The organism is Sphingomonas sp. CV7422, assembly GCF_027945725.1.
GTDB classification, from domain to species: domain Bacteria; phylum Pseudomonadota; class Alphaproteobacteria; order Sphingomonadales; family Sphingomonadaceae; genus Sphingomonas; species Sphingomonas kyungheensis.
The window spans coordinates 101055-118658 of the sequence record NZ_CP115900.1 but is presented as its reverse complement, the minus strand read 5'-3'; the positions used below and the strand labels follow the sequence as shown (position 1 = coordinate 118658).

The window sequence follows — 17604 nt, the reverse complement described above, 5'->3', positions numbered from 1 at the left end:
GACGACGAAGGCTTGCGGGGCGTGGCGTAACAGATCAGAGCTGGCGCGGTCATGAACATTCTGCGTCTCGCCCCGCTCGCCGCCGTCGCCCTGGTCGCCTGCCAGCCGGCGCCACCCGAGACGCCGCCGCTTGCGGGAGCGAAGATCGGCGGGCCGTTCACGCTGACCGATCAGGACGGCCGCACCGTCAGCGACCGTGCGTTCGCCGGCCGCTACCGGATCATGTACTTCGGCTATACCTTCTGTCCCGACGTCTGCCCGACCGACGCGGCGACGATCGGCGCCGCGCTGAGCGATCTCGACCGCAGCGATCCCGATCTCGCCAAGCGCATCGTGCCGATCTTCGTCACTGTCGATCCGGCGCGCGATACGCCCAAGGTGCTCAAGTCCTTCACCGCCGCCTTCCACCCGCGGATGATCGGGCTGACCGGCACGCCGGCGCAGATCGCCGCGGTTAGCAAGGCGTTCGGCGTCTATGCCGGCAAGGGTGCGACGCAGCCGGGCGGCGGCTATCTGGTGAATCACAGCCGCACCACCTATCTGATGGATCCGGACGGCAAGCCGCTTGCGCTGCTGCCGACCGAGCAGGGGCCGCGCGCCGTGGCCGCCGAGATCAAGCGCTGGGCGAAATGACCAAATTCTGGGAGCTGCCGATCGAGCAGCTCGATCGCGGCCAATGGGAGGCCTTGTGCGACGGCTGCGGCAAATGCTGCATCCACAAGCTCGAGGACGAGGAGACGGGCGAGATCGTCCCGACCAACGTCGCCTGCCGCCTGCTCGACCGGCGCAGCGGCTTCTGCTCGGACTATAAGCATCGCCACGCCTATGTCCCCGAATGCGTGCGGCTGACCGCGCGTTCGGTGCGCGAGATCGACTGGCTGCCGTCGACCTGCGCCTATCGCCTGCGCGCTGCGGGCGAGCCGCTCCGCGACTGGCATTATCTGATCAGCGGCGATCGCGAGACGGTGCATCGCGCCGGCATCTCGGTGCGCGGCTGGACGGTGAGCGAGGATGATGTCGGCGATATGGAGAACCATATCGTCGAACGCGACTTGTGAGCGCCCCCGCCGCGGCCGAGTTCGAGATCGTCCGGCACCCGACCGCGCGGCGCATCCGGCTGACGCTCGATCCGGCGAGCGGGCGGGCGCGGCTGATCGTCCCGAAACGTGCCGCGCTCAAATCCGCGGTGGCGTGGGCGCAGGGCAAGGCCGAGTGGATCGCGGAGCAGCGCGCGCGCCTGCCGCAGCCGCGGCCCTTCGCACCGGGGCTGGTGCTGACCGTCGCCGACACGGTGCTGACGATCGACTGGCAGCCGGGCAGCCGCCGCCGGGTCGAGACGATCGGCGAGACGCTGTCGCTGTCCGGCCCGATCGAGACGCTGCCGCGACGGGTCGAAACCTGGCTCAAGCGGCAGGCGCTCGAACTGCTGACCGAGGAGACCGCATATTATGCCGCCAGGGCAGGGGTCACCGTCGCCCGCGTCGCGATCGGCGATCCGCGCGGGCGGTGGGGGAGTTGCGCGCACGACGGCGCGATCCGCTACAGCTGGCGGCTGATCCTCGCCCCCGGTTTCGTCCGCCGCGCGACGGTGGCGCATGAGGTCGCGCATCGTGTCCATATGAACCACGCGCCCGCGTTTCATGCGCTCGTCGCGCAACTGTACGGCGAGGACCCGACGCCGGCGCGCGCCTGGCTACGCGAGCACGGCGCCGCGCTTCACTGGGTCGGGCGATCGTCCTGATAGGGGCGTTGCAGCGGCTGACGGCCGGCGGTGCCGTCCCGCGCTGACGGCGGTCGCGGTGCATTGGGGTCCCGCCGGTCGTCGCGCCGGTCGTCGCGGTGGTCGTCTCTGGCCGGCGGTGCGTCGCGGCCGGTGACGCGGTCGATCAGATCGTCGAGCTGCTGCGGCGCGCTGTCCTGCGGCCGGATGCTCTGTTCGTCCTGCTGCTGCTGGTCGTCGCGCGGCGCCACCGGCACCGGATTGCCATCCTCGTCGACCATCGCGCCGCCATTGTCGGGCTGGCCGTAATAGCTCTCCTCGTCGGGCTCGAGCTGCCATTCGGGCAAGGTCACCTGCGTCTCGAACTGTTCGATCGGGCGATTGGCGGTGGCGGGCTTCATGAAGGCGGCGAAGGCACGCGCCGGCGCGGTGCCGCCGTGCAGCCCGGCGATCGGACGCGCATCGTCGCGCCCCATCCACACGCCGGTGGTCAGTCCGCTCGAGAAGCCGAGGAACCAGCCGTCCTTCGACGAGGTGGTGGTGCCCGTCTTGCCCGCGACCGGTCGGCCGATCTGCGCGGCGCGGCCGGTGCCGGTGTTGACCGCGGTCTGCAACAGGTCGGTCATCTCGGCAGCGACATAGGGCGCGACGAGGACATGGCTGCGATCGACCTCGTGCGTGTAGATCGTCTGGCCGTTGGCGGTGACGCGGGTGATGCCATACGGCGTCACCGCGACGCCCTTGGCGGCGACGCTGGCGAAGGCGCGGGTCATGTCGATCAGCCGCACGTCCGAAGTGCCGAGCACCATCGACGGATGGGTGTTGATCGGCGTGGTGATGCCGAACCGCCGCGCCATGTCGGCGACGGTGGTGAAGCCGACCTCCTGCCCGAGCTTGGCGGCGATCGTGTTGAGTGAGAAGGCGAAGGCGGTGCGCAGCGTCACCGGGCCGCTGTTGCGGCGCGAATCGTTGCGCGGGCTCCAGCCGTCGATCGTCACCGGCTCGTCGACCACCTGATCCTCGGGCTTGTGCCCGGCTTCGAGCGCGGCGAGATAGACGAACAGCTTGAACGCCGAGCCCGGCTGGCGCTGCGCCTGCGTCGCGCGATTGTAGATCGACGAGACGTAATCCTTGCCGCCGACCATCGCCTTGACCGCGCCGTCGCGATCAAGGCTGACCAGCGCCCCCTGCGCGCCATCGGGGGCATTGGCGCGGATCGCCGCATCCGCCGCGCGCTGCATGCCGAGATCGAGCGTCGTCCACACGTCGAGCGGCGCCTGCGTCTCGTCGATCAGCGTATCGAGCTGCGGCAGCGCCCAGTCGGTGAAATAGCGCGCGCTGTTCTGCTTGGGTTCGGGGGCGAGGCGCAGCGCTTCCGGATCGGCCTCGCGCGCCTGTTCGGGGGTGATCGCGTCGGCACGGACCATCGCGTCGAGCACGACCCCGGCGCGCCCGACCGCCGCCTGCGCATCCGCGGTCGGCGAATAATTGGAGGGAGCCTTGACCAGCCCGGCGATCACCGCCGCCTCGGCGAGGTTGAGCGTATTGGCGCCATGGCCGAAGAATTTGCGCGAGGCGGCGTCGATGCCATAGGCGCCGCCGCCGTAATAGACCTTGTTGAGGTACAGCTCGAGCACCTGCTCCTTGCTGAACTTGCGCTCGAGCGCCAGCGCCAGGATCGCCTCGCGGAACTTGCGGCCGAACTTCTTCTGGTTGTTGAGGAAGACGTTGCGCGCGAGCTGCTGGGTAATCGTCGAGGCACCCTGCACGCGGCGGCCGCGTTCGAGGTTGACGCGCAGCGACCGCACCATGCCGATCGGATCGACGCCGGGATGGCTGTAGAAGCGGCGATCCTCGACCGCGACGGTCGCCTCGCGCATCACCCGCGGAATGCTGTCATAGGGCAGCCATTCGCCATAGCTCGGCCCCATCGACACGATCACGGTGCCGTCGGCGGCGTGGACGCGGATCATCTGGCCGTTGGGCGAGGATTTGAGCTCCTCGAAGCTCGGCAGCTGCGATTTCGCGACATAGACCGCGATGACCAGCGCGCCGAAGGCGAGGACGGCGAGCCCGATCAGGATCTGGACGGAGAGGACGATCCGCCGGCGCCACGGGGCGCGGCGGGCGGGAGCGGAGCGGGGGGTGCGCGCACGGGCCATGGAGACGGTGGCGATTACCGGCTTAGCGCGATGTGGACAAGCGCCCCGCGGCGATCTTCGGCGACGGGAGCCTGTCTCCCGTCGCAGCGATCACCGTCAGGCGGCCTTGCGCGCGCGGAACTCGAGCGCGATCGAGTTCATGCAATAGCGCAGGCCGGTCGGCGGCGGTCCGTCCGGAAAGACGTGGCCGAGGTGGCTGTCGCAGCGCGCGCAGCGCGTCTCGGTGCGCGTCATGCCATGGCTGGTGTCGCTATGGTCGGAGACGCGATCGGGCGCGATCGGCTGGGTGAAGCTCGGCCAGCCCGAGCCGCTGTCATATTTGTCGGCGCTGTCGAACAGCTCCTGATGGCAGGCGGCGCAATAATACAGGCCGTCCGCCTTGTTGTCGGTCAGCGCGCCGGCATAGGCGCGTTCGGTGCCCGCCTCCCGCAGCACATGATATTGCGCGGGGGTCAGGCGCTTGCGCCATTCGGCTTCGGAAAGGTTCAGATGATCCATATATGTTAATCTCGTGATGAGGGACCGTCGCGTCAACTGTCATCGGGCCATTCTGGTGGCATGCGCCACCACCTGAATCAGGGCCGGCGGCAACCAGCGCAGCACGCCCGCGGCGCGCGGTGATTCGGCAAGGCGGCGGACCATTCCCGCCACCGCCATCGGGCGCGCCAGGCTGCGCGCGAAATCGCGCTGCCACGCCGCCGCTGCCGCCGGTCCGCCGCGCAGATAGGCATCGGCCGCGGAGACGCCGCTCGCCAGGGCGATGCCCATGCCCTCGCCGGCGAGGCTGGGGATGACGCCGGCCTGATCGCCGAGGCGGAACAGCCCCGCGCTGCCGTGCCGCTGCCGCCAGCCATAGGGGACATTGGCGATCGCATCGATCGGCCCCGCCGGGTCCCGCCCGGCGAGCCGGTCGCCGAGCCGCGGCGATTGTTGGGCGAGCAGCGCGAGCAGCTCCGCCGGGCTTCCCGCCGCGTGCAGGCGTGACCGGTGCACCGCCATGCAGACATTGGCGCTGCCGTCTTCCTGGAGCGCGATCCCCGCATAGCCGCGATCGAACAGATGCAGCTCGATCCGTCCGGCGAGCGTACGGGACAGCGCCGGGGAGGCGGGCAGGCGCAGGCGCAGTCCGAGCGTCGGGTCGCTGCCGCGCGCCGCGGCCGGGCGAGCAAGGCCGCGGACGTCATGCTTGCCGGTGGCGAGGAACAGCGCGTCGGCGGTGATCGCCATCTCGCCGATCTGCGCCGTCGTGCCGTCGATCGCGCGGACATGGCCCGTCTCGATCACCGCCCCGGCGCGGTCGGCGGCGTCGCGCAGGACGCGATCGAGCCGGCGGCGCGAGACGCCGAGCGCGGGCCGCGGCAGACGCGCCTCGCGGATCAGATCGCCGGCGAACAGCGTCACCTCGGTCAGCCGCGCCCGATTGAGCCGGTCGGCGTCGACGCCCAGCGCAGCGAGCCGGTCGAGCGAGCGCCAGCTGAGGAAGCCGCCGCACAAGGCATCCGCATCGTCCTGACGTTCGACGAGCACCGCCGCGGTGCCGCCGCGGGCGAGTCGGATCGCCGCGGCCGATCCCGCCGGCCCGCCGCCGACGATCAGCGCCGGCGTTCGACGCATAACCGGAACGGAAAGGCACGGAACACCCGCGCGTGGCTGACCCCCGCCGCGGCGAGCAGCGGCGGCCATTCGGCGGGGCGATAGGCGCGCGCGATCGACAGCCTGCCGTCGTGGCGGACGATCGGATGCCAGCCCGCGAGCGCGGCGAGCAGCGGAAAGCCGGCATGCGCGAAGCCGTGGCGGTGGAGATCGTTGACCAGCCAGCCGCGCGCCGCCTCCGCCTCCATGAAGCGCAGGAAGGCGATCAGCTGATCGTGCGTCATATGATGCGCGACGAGGCTGGAGAGGATCACGTCCCAGCCTTCGCCGGCGCAATCGGCATAGTCGCCGGTCCGCCAGTCGATGCCGAGCCGAGCCGGGCTATGCACCCGCGCCGCGGCTTCGCTGCGTGGGTTGAGATCGATGCCGACGCCGTCGACGCTGATGCCGCGCCGTGCCGCCCAGGCGACGATCCGCCGCAGCATGTCGCCATCGCCATAGCCGACGTCGAGCACCCGCAGGTGCGTCGCCCCCGCCGCGACCCGGTCGAGGAAGGCGAGCGTCGGCCGCGCCGCGAGCGTCACCGTGTTGACGCGGGCGAGGTCGGCGACGACCGCGGCATAGACGTCGGCGGGCAGGTCGTCCGCGTCCATCAGCTCCTCGGCCTCGGCGCGGGCCGCGAGGCTCATCGCACCATCCGCAACGCGAGGCCCTCGGCGGCGAGGCCGGGACCGAAGGCGAGCGCCACGCCCTCGGGCTGGTCCGGCGGCGCGGCGAGCAGCCGGGCGAGGACGAACATCAGCGTCGCCGACGACATATTGCCATAATCGGCAAGCACCCGGCGCGACGGATCGAGCGCCTCCTTCGGCAGGGCCAGTCCGCTCTGCACCGCATCGAGGATCGAGCGGCCGCCGGCATGCACCGCCCAGAACAGCGAGTCCGGCGCCTGGCCGCCGGTCACCGCCGCGACGAACGCCGGGTCGGTGAGCGCGTCGCCGATCCGACCCGGCACCGCGCCGTCGAGGTGCATGGCAAAGCCCGTGTCGGTGATCGTCCAGCGGATCAGCTCTTCGCTCTCGGTGAGCGTCGCGGCGAAGGGCTCGCCGAGCGCGATCCCCGCGGGCGTGGCGCTGACCAGCGCCGCCGCGGCGCCGTCGCCGAACTGGAGCATCGCGAGCAGCGGCGCGACCTCGCTGTCGTCCTGCAAATGCAGCGACGAGAGTTCGACGGTGACGACGAGGACGCGCGCCGCCGGCTGCGAGCGGACGATATGCCGCGCGCTGCGCAACGCGACGACCGCGGCGTAGCAGCCCATGAAGCCGATCAGCAGCCGCTCGACCGACGAGGCGAGGCCGAGCCGGCGGGCGATGATCTGATCGATTCCCGGCGCGACGAAGCCGGTGCAGCTCGCGACGACGAGATGCGTGATCCCCTCGGGCACCGGGTCGCCGAGTGCGGCGATCGCCGCCAGCGCCAGCGCCGGCGCCTCCGCGGCATAGAGCCGCATCCGCGCCGCGGTGCCGGGCAGCGCCGCGCCGTAGAAGCCGCCCGGATCGATCGCGCTGCCGCCGTCCGTCCCGCCGAGCACCGACCAGCGATGGCTGATCCCGGCGCGCGCGGTCATCCGCCGGAACAGGCCGCGCGCCTCCGGCGTGACGCGGGTGTTCGCCCAATCGATGAAATGCTGATGCACGTCGTGGGGCGGCACGGCGGTGCCGATTGCATTGAGGTAGGCGACCACCGGCATCCTTTGGTTACGCGCACAATTCCGTACATCGTTAAACGCGCGGGGACGCGACTTGGATGCGGTGTTCCCACCCAAGGCGCCGTCGCTGCGCGCACGGCTCGGCCCGATGCGCGGCGTGACCATCCATGTCATTAAGCTGATTGCATTATTTCAGAAACAGATGGTACTTCCTGCCTATCAACGACGCACGGGGAAAGCGACGTGCCCACTGAGTCCATCGCGGGACTGGTCAAAGACCTGACGACGCAGCTCTCCGCGATCGCGGTGGAGTTCGGCGCCCGCGCCGACCGGCTCCACGCCGCCCCGGTCGGCACCGGCGAGGCGCAGCCCGCCACGCCGCTCGACGCGCGCGAGCTCGCCAAGCAATTGCTCGCCCAGCGGCTGGCGCGCTTCGATCATTTTCCCGCCGAGCTGTTCCACGAACCCGCCTGGGACATGCTGCTCGCGCTGTTCGTCGCGCACGAGGAGCGGCGGACGATGAACGTCAAGACCCTGGTCGGCAGCGCCAGCGCGCCGGTGACCACCTCGCAACGATGGATCGACCATCTCCACAAGCTCAAGCTGATCGATCGAGTGATCGACCCGGTCGACCGCCGCCGTATGGAAATTTCCTTGAGCGACAGTGGCTATACGGCGGTGACCGCCTATTTGCGGCGGATGGGGGCGGGGTAGGGTGGCGCGGAGACGGTGAAAGCCGGCCTCCGACCCTACTCGCCGCCGCCGCCGTCCGGGTCGGAATGATAGAAGTTAGCGGGAATATTTCTCACGAATTCCGCTTGGTCGTCAGGATATTCTGTCGCTATCTCGGCAAAGGCTTGGGTCAGTTGATCGAGCCACGCTTTGTCAATTAATGAAAGATCGTGAGCGGCCTGCTCAAGAATCTGACATGCGTCGTCAGGATGCATGGTCCCCTCGTCGGTCAGCTCTATGTTGAGTAAAAAGTTAGCGATAAGGCGAGCGATTGGAAGCATCGTCATGGTTTCGCAACCCTTACTTTGATATTTTTAACGTTTGCTTTATTAAGCAGCTTAAGGGCTTGGGATTTTTGATAATTGTCTGGCACTTCCCAAAGCCCGGTAATTTTGTGCTCCGCCAGGGCGTGCGATTGCCGAATGGCTTGGTCGACCGACTTTTTCGAAAAATATATGCCATGCTTTCTATCGGCTGGCCAGTCGGCTTGAATGCCATCGAACTTAACGAGCCTCTTACCGCCGTTCGGCAGTGTCCTGGTAAGGGCCGGGGCATATCCGGGGCGAGCATTCGGTGCGCCGTCATTATAGCGTTGCGGCGCTCCTGGTCGTAAACGCTCCTTCACCCACTTGTACTCGGGCGGAGGAAACTCTGGTCGTAGCCGCTGTGGTAATCGCGCTTTTCTTATCGCTGATATCTTGCCAATGGCCAAACCTGTGGCTCGACTGATGGCGGCACCCGCTGCAATGTTGCCAGCAACATATCCAACTTCATGTGCATTTGTATGGCGAATACGATCCGCCGCGCGAGCTATTTGGATACGAGCGGGTGTGTCCTCGGCAGCTATCGCGCTATCGATTAGCCCAGCCAAGGCGAGGTTGTTATTTCGGGTTGCCGAGATAGGATTTTTGGCGAACGCAATCGTGGCGGTGATTGTGCCTTTTACAGCGTCGTAAGCGCCGTCGCTGACTCCATCGGCAAAGTCGAGCTCAGTTTTAGCAGCAGTATCGATCGCCTTCGCGATTAACCGGGGTCCGGCGAGAATGTCAGTTTTTGATTTTGAAGATAGCTGACGTGGTTGCAACGTGCTCGTCACTCTTACCGACTGACGAGAGCCGCCAGCTCCGCCTCCACCACCGGCCGTCGTAAACCGGCCATCCTTCGGGTCATGATACGGATTGAACTTCCATTCCGTCCCGTCGGTCCCCCGCATCACCGGCCACCGTCCGGTCCTCAGCCAGGCCGCATAGGCCCGCCGTTTCGCCTCGATCGACACCCGCATATCGTCGCTCCGCCCCGTTGCGACGAGAACAGATCGGCAACATTTTCCAATAAGACAAGAAAAAACCCGCAACCCCATGGGGCGCGGGCGTTTCTCTCTGCGTGAAGAGTGGTGCGGCCGAGAAGACTCGAACTTCCACGGGCTTTCGCCCACAACGACCTCAACGTTGCGCGTCTACCAATTCCGCCACGGCCGCACGTGAAGAACACCGGGCTGAGCCGGCATCTGGCAGGCGCAGGCCCCTAGCAAAGGCTTTGCCGGTCCGCAACGCCCCTTTTTCACGAAGCTGCGCTTTTCGCTGTCATAGGGAGTGGGTAGCGCGTTCGGCATGACGGTGCCGCTTCCCCTGACCACGCCCGCCGAGACGCGACGGCTGCTCGCGCTCGCCTGGCCGGTGGTGCTGACCAGCCTCAACTGGACGTTGTTGCAGGTCACCGACGTGATGGTCGTCGGCCTCGTCTCGACCGAGCAGGTGGCGGCGCTGGGGGCGAGCCGGGCGCTCGGCTTCGTCGGGATTGTGACCGGACTCGCCTGGCTGTCGGGCGTATTGGTGATGGCGGCGCGCGCGGACGGCGCCGGCGACCTGCCGCGAACCGGCGCGGTGCTTCGCGAGGGGCTGGCGCTCGGGCTGCTGCTCGGCCTGGCGATCGGCGGGCTGTTCCTCGTCGCTGCCGAGCCGCTGCTCGCGCTGGTCGGCGTCGCGGCCGACCGGATCGACGAGAGCGCCCGCGTCGTCCGGGCGTTCGCAATCGCCTATCCGTTCCAGCTGATGACCGTCGCCGCCGCCTTCTTCCTCGAAGGCGTGAGCCGGCCGCAGCGCGTTACCGTCGTCAATCTCGCGGTGCTGCCGGTCAACGGCCTGCTCGCCTGGGCGCTGTCGGCGGGGCATCTCGGCCTGCCGGCGCTAGGGGCGGTCGGCGCGGCGCTGGCGACGGCGATCGCCTCGCTGCTCGGCGCGGCGGGGATGGTGGCGAGCGTGCTGACGCTGCCGCGCGCCGCCGCGCGCGGCATAGGCCGGACCGATGCGGCGGCGTGGCGGGCGGTGCCGCGCGGTGCGTGGCGGCTGGCGACGTTCGGGATCGTGCCGGCGATCGCCTCGGGGCTCGAACTTGCCGGTTTCTCGATCCTGATCGCTTTGTCGACGCAATTGGGCGACGCGGCGGCGCATGCCTTCCAGATCGTCTTCGCGATGCACAACCTCACCTTCGCGGTGGCGCTCGGGCTCGGCTCGGCGGCCGGCGTGCGTGCGGGCAATGCGGTGGGCGAGGGGCAGCCCGCGGCGGCGATCCGGCGGACGCTGATCGCGCTGGTGCTTGCGGTGGCGGCGCTCGGTATCGGCGCGCTGCTGCTCGCGGTGGCGACGCCGGCGCTGGTCGCGCTGTTCCCGGCGACAATCGAGGTGCACCGGCTCGCCGCGGCGATGCTGCCGCGCTGGGCGCCGTTCATCGTGTTCGACGGCATCCAGATCGTGCTGGTCTATGCGCTGCGCAGCCTCGGCGACCAGATCGCCGCGGGGATCAACAGCATCATCGCCTATTTCCTCGTCACCGGCGGCGCCGGCTGGTGGCTGGTGCAGCAGGGCGGCGGCGCGATGGCGCTGGTCTGGGCGTCGGGGATCGGCATGGTCGCCGCCGCGCTGCTGCACGGCGGCCGGTTCGCGCTGGTCAGTTCGCGGCTTCGCCGGCGAAGCTGAGTTCGAGCCGCTTCGAATTGGCGGGAACGTCGAGCTTGGCGGAGTTGAAGTCGATCGTGCCGCCGGGGTTGAGCGTGCGCTGCTGCGGCGTGATCGTCCAGCTGTAGACGATGCGGCCCTGCGCATCGCGCAGTTCGGCGCGGATGTCGGGCACGCGCTGCCGCTCGGTCGAGGGATTGCTGATCTGGCCGCTCACCGCGAACAGCTCGGACCCGTTCTCCAGCCCGCGCCGCTCGATCGGATTGTCCTTGAGCCGAAGCGGCGATTCCTGCGTGCCGATCGGCAGCCCGATCTGCGCGAGCAGGCCCGGCGCACCGAGGAAGACGATGGCGGCGACGCCGGCGATCATCAGCAGCCCGGCGACGATCGCGATCACCGTCCAGCGCTTCGACGTGTTGCGCCGGGCACGGAAGGGCTGGCGCGCGGCGAAGGCGTCATAGTCGGGCGCCGGGAGCACCGATTCGGGAATCGCCGTGCGCGGCTGCGGAATCGCCGCCGGCTCGAGGAAGGCGGGGCGCTCGGTCTCGGCGACCGGCGCGGCATAGGAGGCCGCCTCGGCGAACCGCTCAGGCGCGGGTGCCGGCGCGGGCGGCGGCGGTGGCGGTGCGGGTTCGGGCGGCGGCGGGTCCTGGAACCAGCTGTGCCGGCAATTGGCGCAGCGCACGGTTCGCCCCTCGGTACCGATCGCGCTGTCGGGCACCAGATATCGGGTGCTGCATTCGGGACATTCGAGGATCATGCGCAACGCTTTACGGACGGGGGCCGGACCGATGACCGGATTGCCTGCACTGCTAAGCACGTCGGCCGCCTGCGTGGCAAGCTTGAAGCCACGCGCCGGCCATGCGAAGGCTGCCGCCGCGGCGTCGCGCCGCCCGGAAATTCGTCACACGGAGCGGTTGCGGCCAGGCGCATGGCAAATATCGTGCAGTTCGAAAATGTTGGGCTGCGGTATGGCACCGGGCAGGAAACCCTGTCGGATATCAGCTTCACGCTCGGCGCCGGCGCCTTCTATTTCCTCACCGGGGCGAGCGGCGCGGGCAAGACCTCGCTGCTGCGGCTGCTCTATCTCGCGCAGCGGCCGAGCCGCGGCATCATCCGCCTGTTCGGCGAGGATGCGGTGACGATGCCGCGCCGCCGGCTGCCGGGCTTCCGCCGGCGCATCGGCGTCGTCTTCCAGGACTTCCGGCTGGTGCCGCACCTGTCCGCCTGGGACAATATCGCCCTGCCGCTGCGCGTCGCCGGCGTGCCTGAAGGCGATATCGAACAGCCGGTGCGCGAGATGCTCGGCTGGGTCGGGCTGGGCGACCGGGCCGAGGCGCGGCCGGCAACGCTGTCGGGCGGCGAGCAGCAGCGCGTCGCCATCGCCCGCGCGGTGATCGGCCGGCCCGAGGTGCTCGTCGCCGACGAGCCGACCGGCAACGTCGATCCCGAGATGGCCGACCGGCTGATCCACCTGTTCGGCTCGCTCAACACGCTCGGCACGACGGTGGTGGTCGCGACGCACGATTTCCAGCTGCTCAGCCGCGTGCCGGGGGCGCATATGATGCGGCTCGACAAGGGACGGCTGCTCGATCCGACCGGCCATCTGCGCTACCCGCCGCCGCCGCGAGGCGAGGCATGAGCGGCGCCGACCGACGCGTCCTCGACGAGGCGGGGGGCCTGCGCGCGATGACCTGGGTGATGGCGATCATGCTGTTCCTGACCTTGCTCGCCGCCGCGCTCGGGCTCGGCACGCGCCAGTCGGCCGACGCGCTCGAACGCCAGCTCGCCGGGCGGCTGACCGTGCAGATCGTCGAGGGCAGCCCGGCGACGCGCGACGCCCTCGCCGCACGCACGCTCGCGGCGCTGCGCCGATTGCCGCAGGTGCGTCGCGCGACCCTGGTCGATCGGGGCGAACTGACCCGGCTGCTCGCGCCGTGGCTCGGCGATGTCGGGGCGGACGCCGAGCTGCCCGTGCCGGCGATGATCGACGTTGACCTCGCCGGCACCGACGCCACCGCGATCGTCGCCGCGGCGCGGCGGATCAGCGCGGCGAGCCGGATCGACCAGCATCAACGCTGGATGGCGCCGGTCGTCGGCTTCCTCGATACGCTGACCTGGCTCGCCTTCGCGCTCGTCGTGCTGATGCTCGCCGCGACCGGCGCGGTGGTGGTGCTCGCCGCGCGCGCCGGACTCGAGACGCATCGCGCGACGATCGAGGTGATGCATATGCTCGGCTCGACCGACGTGCAGGTCGCGCGGCTGTTCCAGCGGCGGATCGCGCTCGACGCGGCGATGGGCGGCGTCGCCGGCTGCGCGGCGGCGCTGGCGGTGCTGCTGTTCCTCGGCACGCGGCTCGCGGCGCTGGGGTCGGAACTGCTCGGCGGCATCGCCTTGGGGGCGGGGGACTGGGCGGCGCTGGGGATCGTGCCGGTCGGCTTCATCGCGCTGGCGATGGCGGCGGCGCGCGTCACCGTCGTCGCCTCGCTCAGGCGGTCGCTGTGATCGTCCGGCTGTTCGGTCTGGCGGCGCTCGCCTGGTGCCTCGGCTTCGCGGCGTTCATGCTGATGCTGCCCGGACCGCTCGCGCCCAACACCACCGACGCGATCGTCGTGCCGACCGGCGGCGCGGGACGGATCGATCGCGGCATCGCGCTGCTCCAGGCGCGGCAGGCGCGGCGGATGCTCGTCACCGGCGTCGCGCCGGGAGTGCGGCCGATCGACCTCGCGCGCGAATATAAGGCGCCGGTGGCGCTGTTCAGCTGCTGCATCGATCTCGGCGCCGACGCGGTCGATACGCGCTCCAACGCCGAGGAGACCGCCGCCTGGGTCAAGACGCACGGCTATCGCACCGTCCGCCTCGTCACCTCCGACTGGCACGTGCCGCGCGCGCGGATGGAGCTGGCGGCGGCGATGGGGCCGCAGGTGCTGGTGCTCGGCGACGGGGTGCGCAGCACGCCGCGGCTCGCGACGCTGGTCAACGAATACAACAAGCTGATCCTGCGGCGTGTCGCGCTGTGGCTGGGGGTAGGGGGATGAACCGGTTGCGCACCTTGCTGTTCACAATGCTGTTCTATGCGCTGTCGGTGCCGATCGTGCTGAGCGTGCCGGTATCGGCGCTGTTCGGGCGGCGCGCGGTGATGCGGCACGCGCATATCTGGGCGCAGATGCACCGGCTGCTCTACCGGACGATCATGGGCATCCGGGTGCGGGTGGAGGGGACGGTGCCGCCCGGCACCTATTTCTTCGCCGCCAAGCACCAGGCGATGTTCGAGACGCTGGAGCTGCAATTGCTGCTCGGCGGCCCGGCGATGGTGATCAAGCGCGAACTCAGCCGCATCCCCTTCTGGGGCTATGCGGCGATGCGCTACGGCGGGATCATCGCCGATCGCGAGGCATCGGCGAGCGCGCTGCGATCGATGATGCGCGCCGCCAAGGCGTTGAAGGACGAGGGCCGCTCGATCCTGATCTATCCCGAGGGCACGCGCGTCGCGCCGGGCGAGCAGCCGCCGCTGCAATCGGGCTTCGCCGGCCTGTATCGCGCGCTCGGCCTGCCGGTGATCCCGGTCGCGCTCGACACCGGCACGGTCTGGCCGAAGCACGGGCCGAAACGCCCCGGCGTCGTCACCATCCGGATCGGCGAGGTGATCCCGTCCGGCCTGAAGCGCGAGGCGATCGAGGCACGCGTCCACGCCGCGATCAACGCGCTCGAACCGGCCGCATCGGAAGAGGTGGTGAAAGCGTCGTCCGCGGCGTAGGATGGCCGGGTCAACGATAAGGTGACCCATGTCCGACGAATTCTACCGCATCAAGCGTCTGCCGCCCTATGTCATCGCCGAAGTCAACGGCATGCGGGCCGCGGCACGTGCGGCGGGCGAGGACATCATCGATCTCGGCATGGGCAATCCCGACCTGCCGCCGCCCGCGCACGTGCTCGACAAATTGATCGAGGTGACGCGCAAGCCCGATGCGCACGGCTATTCGCAGTCGAAGGGCATCCCCGGCCTGCGCCGCGCGCAGGCGAATTACTACGGCCGCCGCTTCGGCGTCGATCTCGATCCCGAGACCGAGGTGGTGGTGACGATGGGATCGAAGGAGGGGCTCGCCAGCCTCGCCACCGCGATCACCGCGCCGGGCGACGTCGTGCTCGCGCCGAATCCGTCCTACCCGATCCACACCTTCGGCTTCATCATCGCCGGGGCGACGATCCGCGCGGTGCCGACGACGCCGGACGAAGCCTATTTCGAAAGCCTCGAGCGCGCGATGGCGTTCACCGTGCCGCGGCCGTCGGTGCTGGTGGTCAATTATCCGTCCAACCCCACCGCCGAGGCGGTCGACCTCGCCTTCTACGAACGGCTGGTCGCCTGGGCGAAGGAGAATCAGGTCTGGATCATCTCCGACCTCGCGTATTCCGAACTCTATTATGACGGCAATCCGACGCCCTCGATCCTCCAGGTCAAGGGCGCCAAGGACGTCGCGGTCGAATTCACCTCGCTCAGCAAGACCTACAGCATGGCCGGCTGGCGGATCGGTTTCGCGGTCGGGAACAAGCAGCTGATCGCGGCGATGACGCGGGTGAAATCCTATCTGGATTACGGTGCCTTCACCCCGATCCAGGCGGCGGCCTGCGCCGCGCTCAACGGGCCGCAGGACATCGTGGAGAAGAACCGCCAGCTCTACCACAAGCGCCGCGACGTGCTGGTCGAGAGCTTTGCGCGGGCGGGGTGGGAGATTCCGGCGCCGCGCGCGTCGATGTTCGCCTGGGCGCCGTTGCCGCCGGCGGTGGCGCATCTCGGCAGCCTCGAATTCTCGAAGCAGTTGCTGACCCATGCCCAGGTCGCGGTGGCGCCGGGCGTCGGCTATGGCGAGAATGGCGAAGGCTTCGTCCGCATCGCGCTGGTCGAGAACGAGCAGCGGCTGCGGCAGGCGGCGCGCAACGTGAAGCGCTACCTGCAATCGATGGGCGTCAACACGCCGAGCCGCACGGCGGGGTGACAGCCGGCGCGCCGCCGGCCGGCTGAACGGTTCGCGCGGGTGGGTCGATGTCAGGCTTCCACCAGCCTCCCGCCCGGGGAGAGGTGGGTTGCGACAGGCTCGGCCCGAACGGGGCCAGGGGGCGGTGCGCGCCACGCCGCTCCCCCACCGTTCGCCCTGAGCTTGCCGAAGGGCAATTTTCCCCGGCAGCATGCGGTCCGGGGAGAAGCGGGCCTTATCCGCATAGCCCGAACGGCGCGCGGGGGCAGCGCCCCTAGCGCGCGCCGAGCATCAGCGCCGCCGTCGCCTTCGCGCTGCCCACCACGCCGGGGATGCCCGCGCCCGGATGCGTCCCCGCGCCGACGAAATACAGATTGGGGATATGATCGTCGCGATTGTGGACGCGGAAATAGGCGCTCTGCGTCAGCACCGGTTCGAGGCTGAACGCGCTGCCGAGATGCGCCTTCAGATCGGTCGCGAAATCATGCGGCGCATAGCTGAACTTGGTGACGATCCGCTCGTGGATATCGGGGATCAGCCGCCGCCCGACCTCGTCGAGAATACGCTTTTCGAGGATCGGGCCGACCTCGTCCCAGTCGACCGGGAATTTGCCCATGTGCGGCACCGGCGCCAGCGCGTAAAAGGTCGAATGCCCCTCCGGCGCGAGGCTCGGATCGGTGACGGTCGGGTGGTGCAGGTAGAGCGAGAAATCCTGCGCGAGCACGCCGTGATCGTAGATGTCGGCGAGCAGTTCCTTATAGCGCGGGCCGAACAGGATCATGTGGTGCGGAATGCCCGGCCACGTGCCCTTGATGCCGAAATGGACGACGAACAGCGACGGCGAATAGCTCTTGCGCTCCAGCCGCGCCTTGGTGCGCTGCGCGCTGCGCGAACTGTTCAGCAGGTCGCGATAGGTGTGCATGATGTCGCTGTTGGCGGCGATCGCATCCGCCTGCGCTTCCCAGCCGCTCGCGCAGCGCACGCCGGTGGCGCGGTCGCCGAGCGTCTCGATCGAGGCGACCGGATCGCCGAGCCGCAGCGTGCCGCCGAGCCGCTCGAAATGCGCGACCAGCCCGGCGACCAGCCGGTTGGTGCCGCCGCGCGCGAACCAGACGCCGCCGTCGCGCTCCAGCTTGTGGATCAGCGCATAGATCGCGCTGGTCGTCATCGGATTGCCGCCGACCAGCAGCGTGTGGAAGCTCAGCGCCTCGCGTAGCTTCTCGTTCTGCACATATTTCGACACGATCGAATAGACCGACCGCCACGCCTGATATTTGGCGAGCGCCGGCGCCGCCTTGATCATCGTCGCAAAGTCGAGGAAGGCGACGTGGCCGAGCTTCTCATAGCCTTCGCGATAGACGCCCTCGGCATATTCGAGGAACTTGTGATAGCCGGCGATATCGGCGGGGTTGAGCTTGCCGATCTCGCGCTGGAGCAGCGCCTCGTCGTTGGTATAGTCGAAATTGGTGCCGTCGACCCAGTTGAGCCGGTAGAAGGGCGTCACCGGCTCGAGCGTCACGTCCTCGGCCATGTCGCGTCCGCTCAGCGCCCATAATTCCTGCAAACAGGCGGGGTCGGTGATCACGGTCGGCCCGGCGTCGAAGGTGAAGCCGTCGCGCTCCCAATAATAAGCGCGGCCGCCCGGCTTGTCGCGCGACTCGACGATCGTCGTCGCGATCCCGGCCGATTGCAGCCGGATCGCGAGCGCCAGCCCGCCGAATCCTGCGCCGATGACGATCGCCGACTTCATCCTGTCCATCCCCTT

19 protein-coding genes and 1 tRNA gene are annotated in these 17604 nt (G+C 69.1%); 10 read left to right on the top strand and 10 right to left on the bottom strand.

The window, feature by feature from the left end:
* The first annotated feature begins 51 nt into the window (after positions 1-51).
* From PBN85_RS00630 to PBN85_RS00620, 3 genes are read left to right on the top strand one after another with little or no spacing between them, the layout of a single operon-like run.
* Positions 52-633 carry an SCO family protein gene (locus PBN85_RS00630; RefSeq protein ID WP_271299815.1) on the top strand — a complete coding sequence of 194 codons (582 nt, stop codon included), beginning with the start codon at positions 52-54 and terminating at the stop codon, positions 631-633.
* Complete coding sequence (locus PBN85_RS00625) at positions 630-1058, top strand: YcgN family cysteine cluster protein (protein ID WP_037535958.1); 429 nt, start codon at positions 630-632, stop codon at positions 1056-1058. The genes PBN85_RS00630 and PBN85_RS00625 overlap by 4 nt, the downstream gene beginning before the upstream one ends.
* The gene (locus PBN85_RS00620) at positions 1055-1741 is read left to right on the top strand and encodes a M48 family metallopeptidase (protein ID WP_271299814.1); all 687 of its coding nucleotides are present in this window, start codon (positions 1055-1057) and stop codon (positions 1739-1741) included. The genes PBN85_RS00625 and PBN85_RS00620 overlap by 4 nt, the downstream gene beginning before the upstream one ends.
* Here PBN85_RS00620 and PBN85_RS00615 read toward each other — a convergent pair.
* From PBN85_RS00615 to PBN85_RS00595, 5 genes are all read right to left on the bottom strand, one after another.
* On the bottom strand, positions 1717-3882 hold the full coding sequence (locus tag PBN85_RS00615; RefSeq protein ID WP_271299813.1) for a transglycosylase domain-containing protein: 2166 nt from the start codon (positions 3880-3882) through the stop codon (positions 1717-1719). The genes PBN85_RS00620 and PBN85_RS00615 overlap by 25 nt on opposite strands.
* 96 nt (positions 3883-3978) lie before the next feature.
* Positions 3979-4380, bottom strand: a complete 402-nt coding sequence (gene msrB, locus PBN85_RS00610) for a peptide-methionine (R)-S-oxide reductase MsrB (protein ID WP_271299812.1) — start codon at positions 4378-4380, stop codon at positions 3979-3981.
* A 39-nt stretch (positions 4381-4419) separates the two neighbouring features.
* Entirely contained in the window at positions 4420-5496 is a 1077-nt protein-coding gene (locus tag PBN85_RS00605; protein ID WP_271299811.1) for an NAD(P)/FAD-dependent oxidoreductase, read from the bottom strand.
* Positions 5475-6164, bottom strand: a complete 690-nt coding sequence (locus tag PBN85_RS00600; protein ID WP_271299810.1) for a methyltransferase domain-containing protein — start codon at positions 6162-6164, stop codon at positions 5475-5477. Before PBN85_RS00600 ends, PBN85_RS00605 begins: the two co-directional genes overlap by 22 nt.
* Complete coding sequence (locus tag PBN85_RS00595) at positions 6161-7297, bottom strand: type III polyketide synthase (protein ID WP_443026774.1); 1137 nt, start codon at positions 7295-7297, stop codon at positions 6161-6163. Before PBN85_RS00595 ends, PBN85_RS00600 begins: the two co-directional genes overlap by 4 nt.
* A 126-nt stretch (positions 7298-7423) precedes the next feature.
* On the opposite strand from PBN85_RS00595, the gene PBN85_RS00590 reads away from it, so the two are divergent.
* Positions 7424-7894 carry a hypothetical protein gene (locus PBN85_RS00590; RefSeq protein WP_271299809.1) on the top strand — a complete coding sequence of 157 codons (471 nt, stop codon included), beginning with the start codon at positions 7424-7426 and terminating at the stop codon, positions 7892-7894.
* 35 nt (positions 7895-7929) lie between these two features.
* Here PBN85_RS00590 and PBN85_RS00585 read toward each other — a convergent pair whose 3' ends face one another.
* The 3 genes from PBN85_RS00585 to PBN85_RS00575 form a co-directional block, all read right to left on the bottom strand.
* Complete coding sequence (locus PBN85_RS00585; protein WP_051583644.1) at positions 7930-8199, bottom strand: hypothetical protein; 270 nt, start codon at positions 8197-8199, stop codon at positions 7930-7932.
* The gene (locus PBN85_RS00580; RefSeq protein WP_271299808.1) at positions 8196-9194 is read right to left on the bottom strand and encodes a hypothetical protein; all 999 of its coding nucleotides are present in this window, start codon (positions 9192-9194) and stop codon (positions 8196-8198) included. The genes PBN85_RS00585 and PBN85_RS00580 overlap by 4 nt, the downstream gene beginning before the upstream one ends.
* Before the next feature lie 109 nt (positions 9195-9303).
* Positions 9304-9390: transfer RNA gene (locus PBN85_RS00575), tRNA-Leu, on the bottom strand.
* Between the two features lie 132 nt (positions 9391-9522).
* On the opposite strand from PBN85_RS00575, the gene PBN85_RS00570 reads away from it, so the two are divergent.
* A complete protein-coding gene (locus PBN85_RS00570) occupies positions 9523-10887 on the top strand; it encodes an MATE family efflux transporter (protein WP_271299807.1) in 1365 nt (454 codons plus the stop codon).
* On the opposite strand, the gene PBN85_RS00565 is transcribed toward PBN85_RS00570, so the two are convergent.
* On the bottom strand, positions 10859-11626 hold the full coding sequence (locus tag PBN85_RS00565; protein ID WP_271299806.1) for an MJ0042-type zinc finger domain-containing protein: 768 nt from the start codon (positions 11624-11626) through the stop codon (positions 10859-10861). The two genes, PBN85_RS00570 and PBN85_RS00565, sit on opposite strands and share 29 nt — an antisense overlap.
* A 171-nt stretch (positions 11627-11797) precedes the next feature.
* On the opposite strand from PBN85_RS00565, the gene ftsE reads away from it, so the two are divergent.
* From ftsE to PBN85_RS00540, 5 genes are read left to right on the top strand one after another with little or no spacing between them, the layout of a single operon-like run.
* Positions 11798-12508 (top strand): cell division ATP-binding protein FtsE, encoded by a 711-nt coding sequence (gene ftsE, locus PBN85_RS00560; protein ID WP_037535976.1) that lies wholly within the window; start codon positions 11798-11800, stop codon positions 12506-12508.
* Positions 12505-13371 carry a cell division protein FtsX gene (locus PBN85_RS00555; RefSeq protein WP_271299805.1) on the top strand — a complete coding sequence of 289 codons (867 nt, stop codon included), beginning with the start codon at positions 12505-12507 and terminating at the stop codon, positions 13369-13371. The genes ftsE and PBN85_RS00555 overlap by 4 nt, the downstream gene beginning before the upstream one ends.
* Positions 13368-13904, top strand: a complete 537-nt coding sequence (locus PBN85_RS00550; RefSeq protein WP_037535980.1) for a YdcF family protein — start codon at positions 13368-13370, stop codon at positions 13902-13904. The genes PBN85_RS00555 and PBN85_RS00550 overlap by 4 nt, the downstream gene beginning before the upstream one ends.
* A complete protein-coding gene (locus PBN85_RS00545; protein ID WP_271299804.1) occupies positions 13901-14623 on the top strand; it encodes a lysophospholipid acyltransferase family protein in 723 nt (240 codons plus the stop codon). Before PBN85_RS00550 ends, PBN85_RS00545 begins: the two co-directional genes overlap by 4 nt.
* A 28-nt stretch (positions 14624-14651) precedes the next feature.
* Entirely contained in the window at positions 14652-15860 is a 1209-nt protein-coding gene (locus PBN85_RS00540; protein WP_037535982.1) for an LL-diaminopimelate aminotransferase, read from the top strand.
* A gap of 253 nt (positions 15861-16113) precedes the next feature.
* On the opposite strand, the gene PBN85_RS00535 is transcribed toward PBN85_RS00540, so the two are convergent.
* Positions 16114-17589, bottom strand: coding sequence for a phytoene desaturase (locus tag PBN85_RS00535; RefSeq protein ID WP_271300808.1), 1476 nt, complete (start codon positions 17587-17589; stop codon positions 16114-16116).
* Positions 17590-17604: the final 15 nt, after the last annotated feature.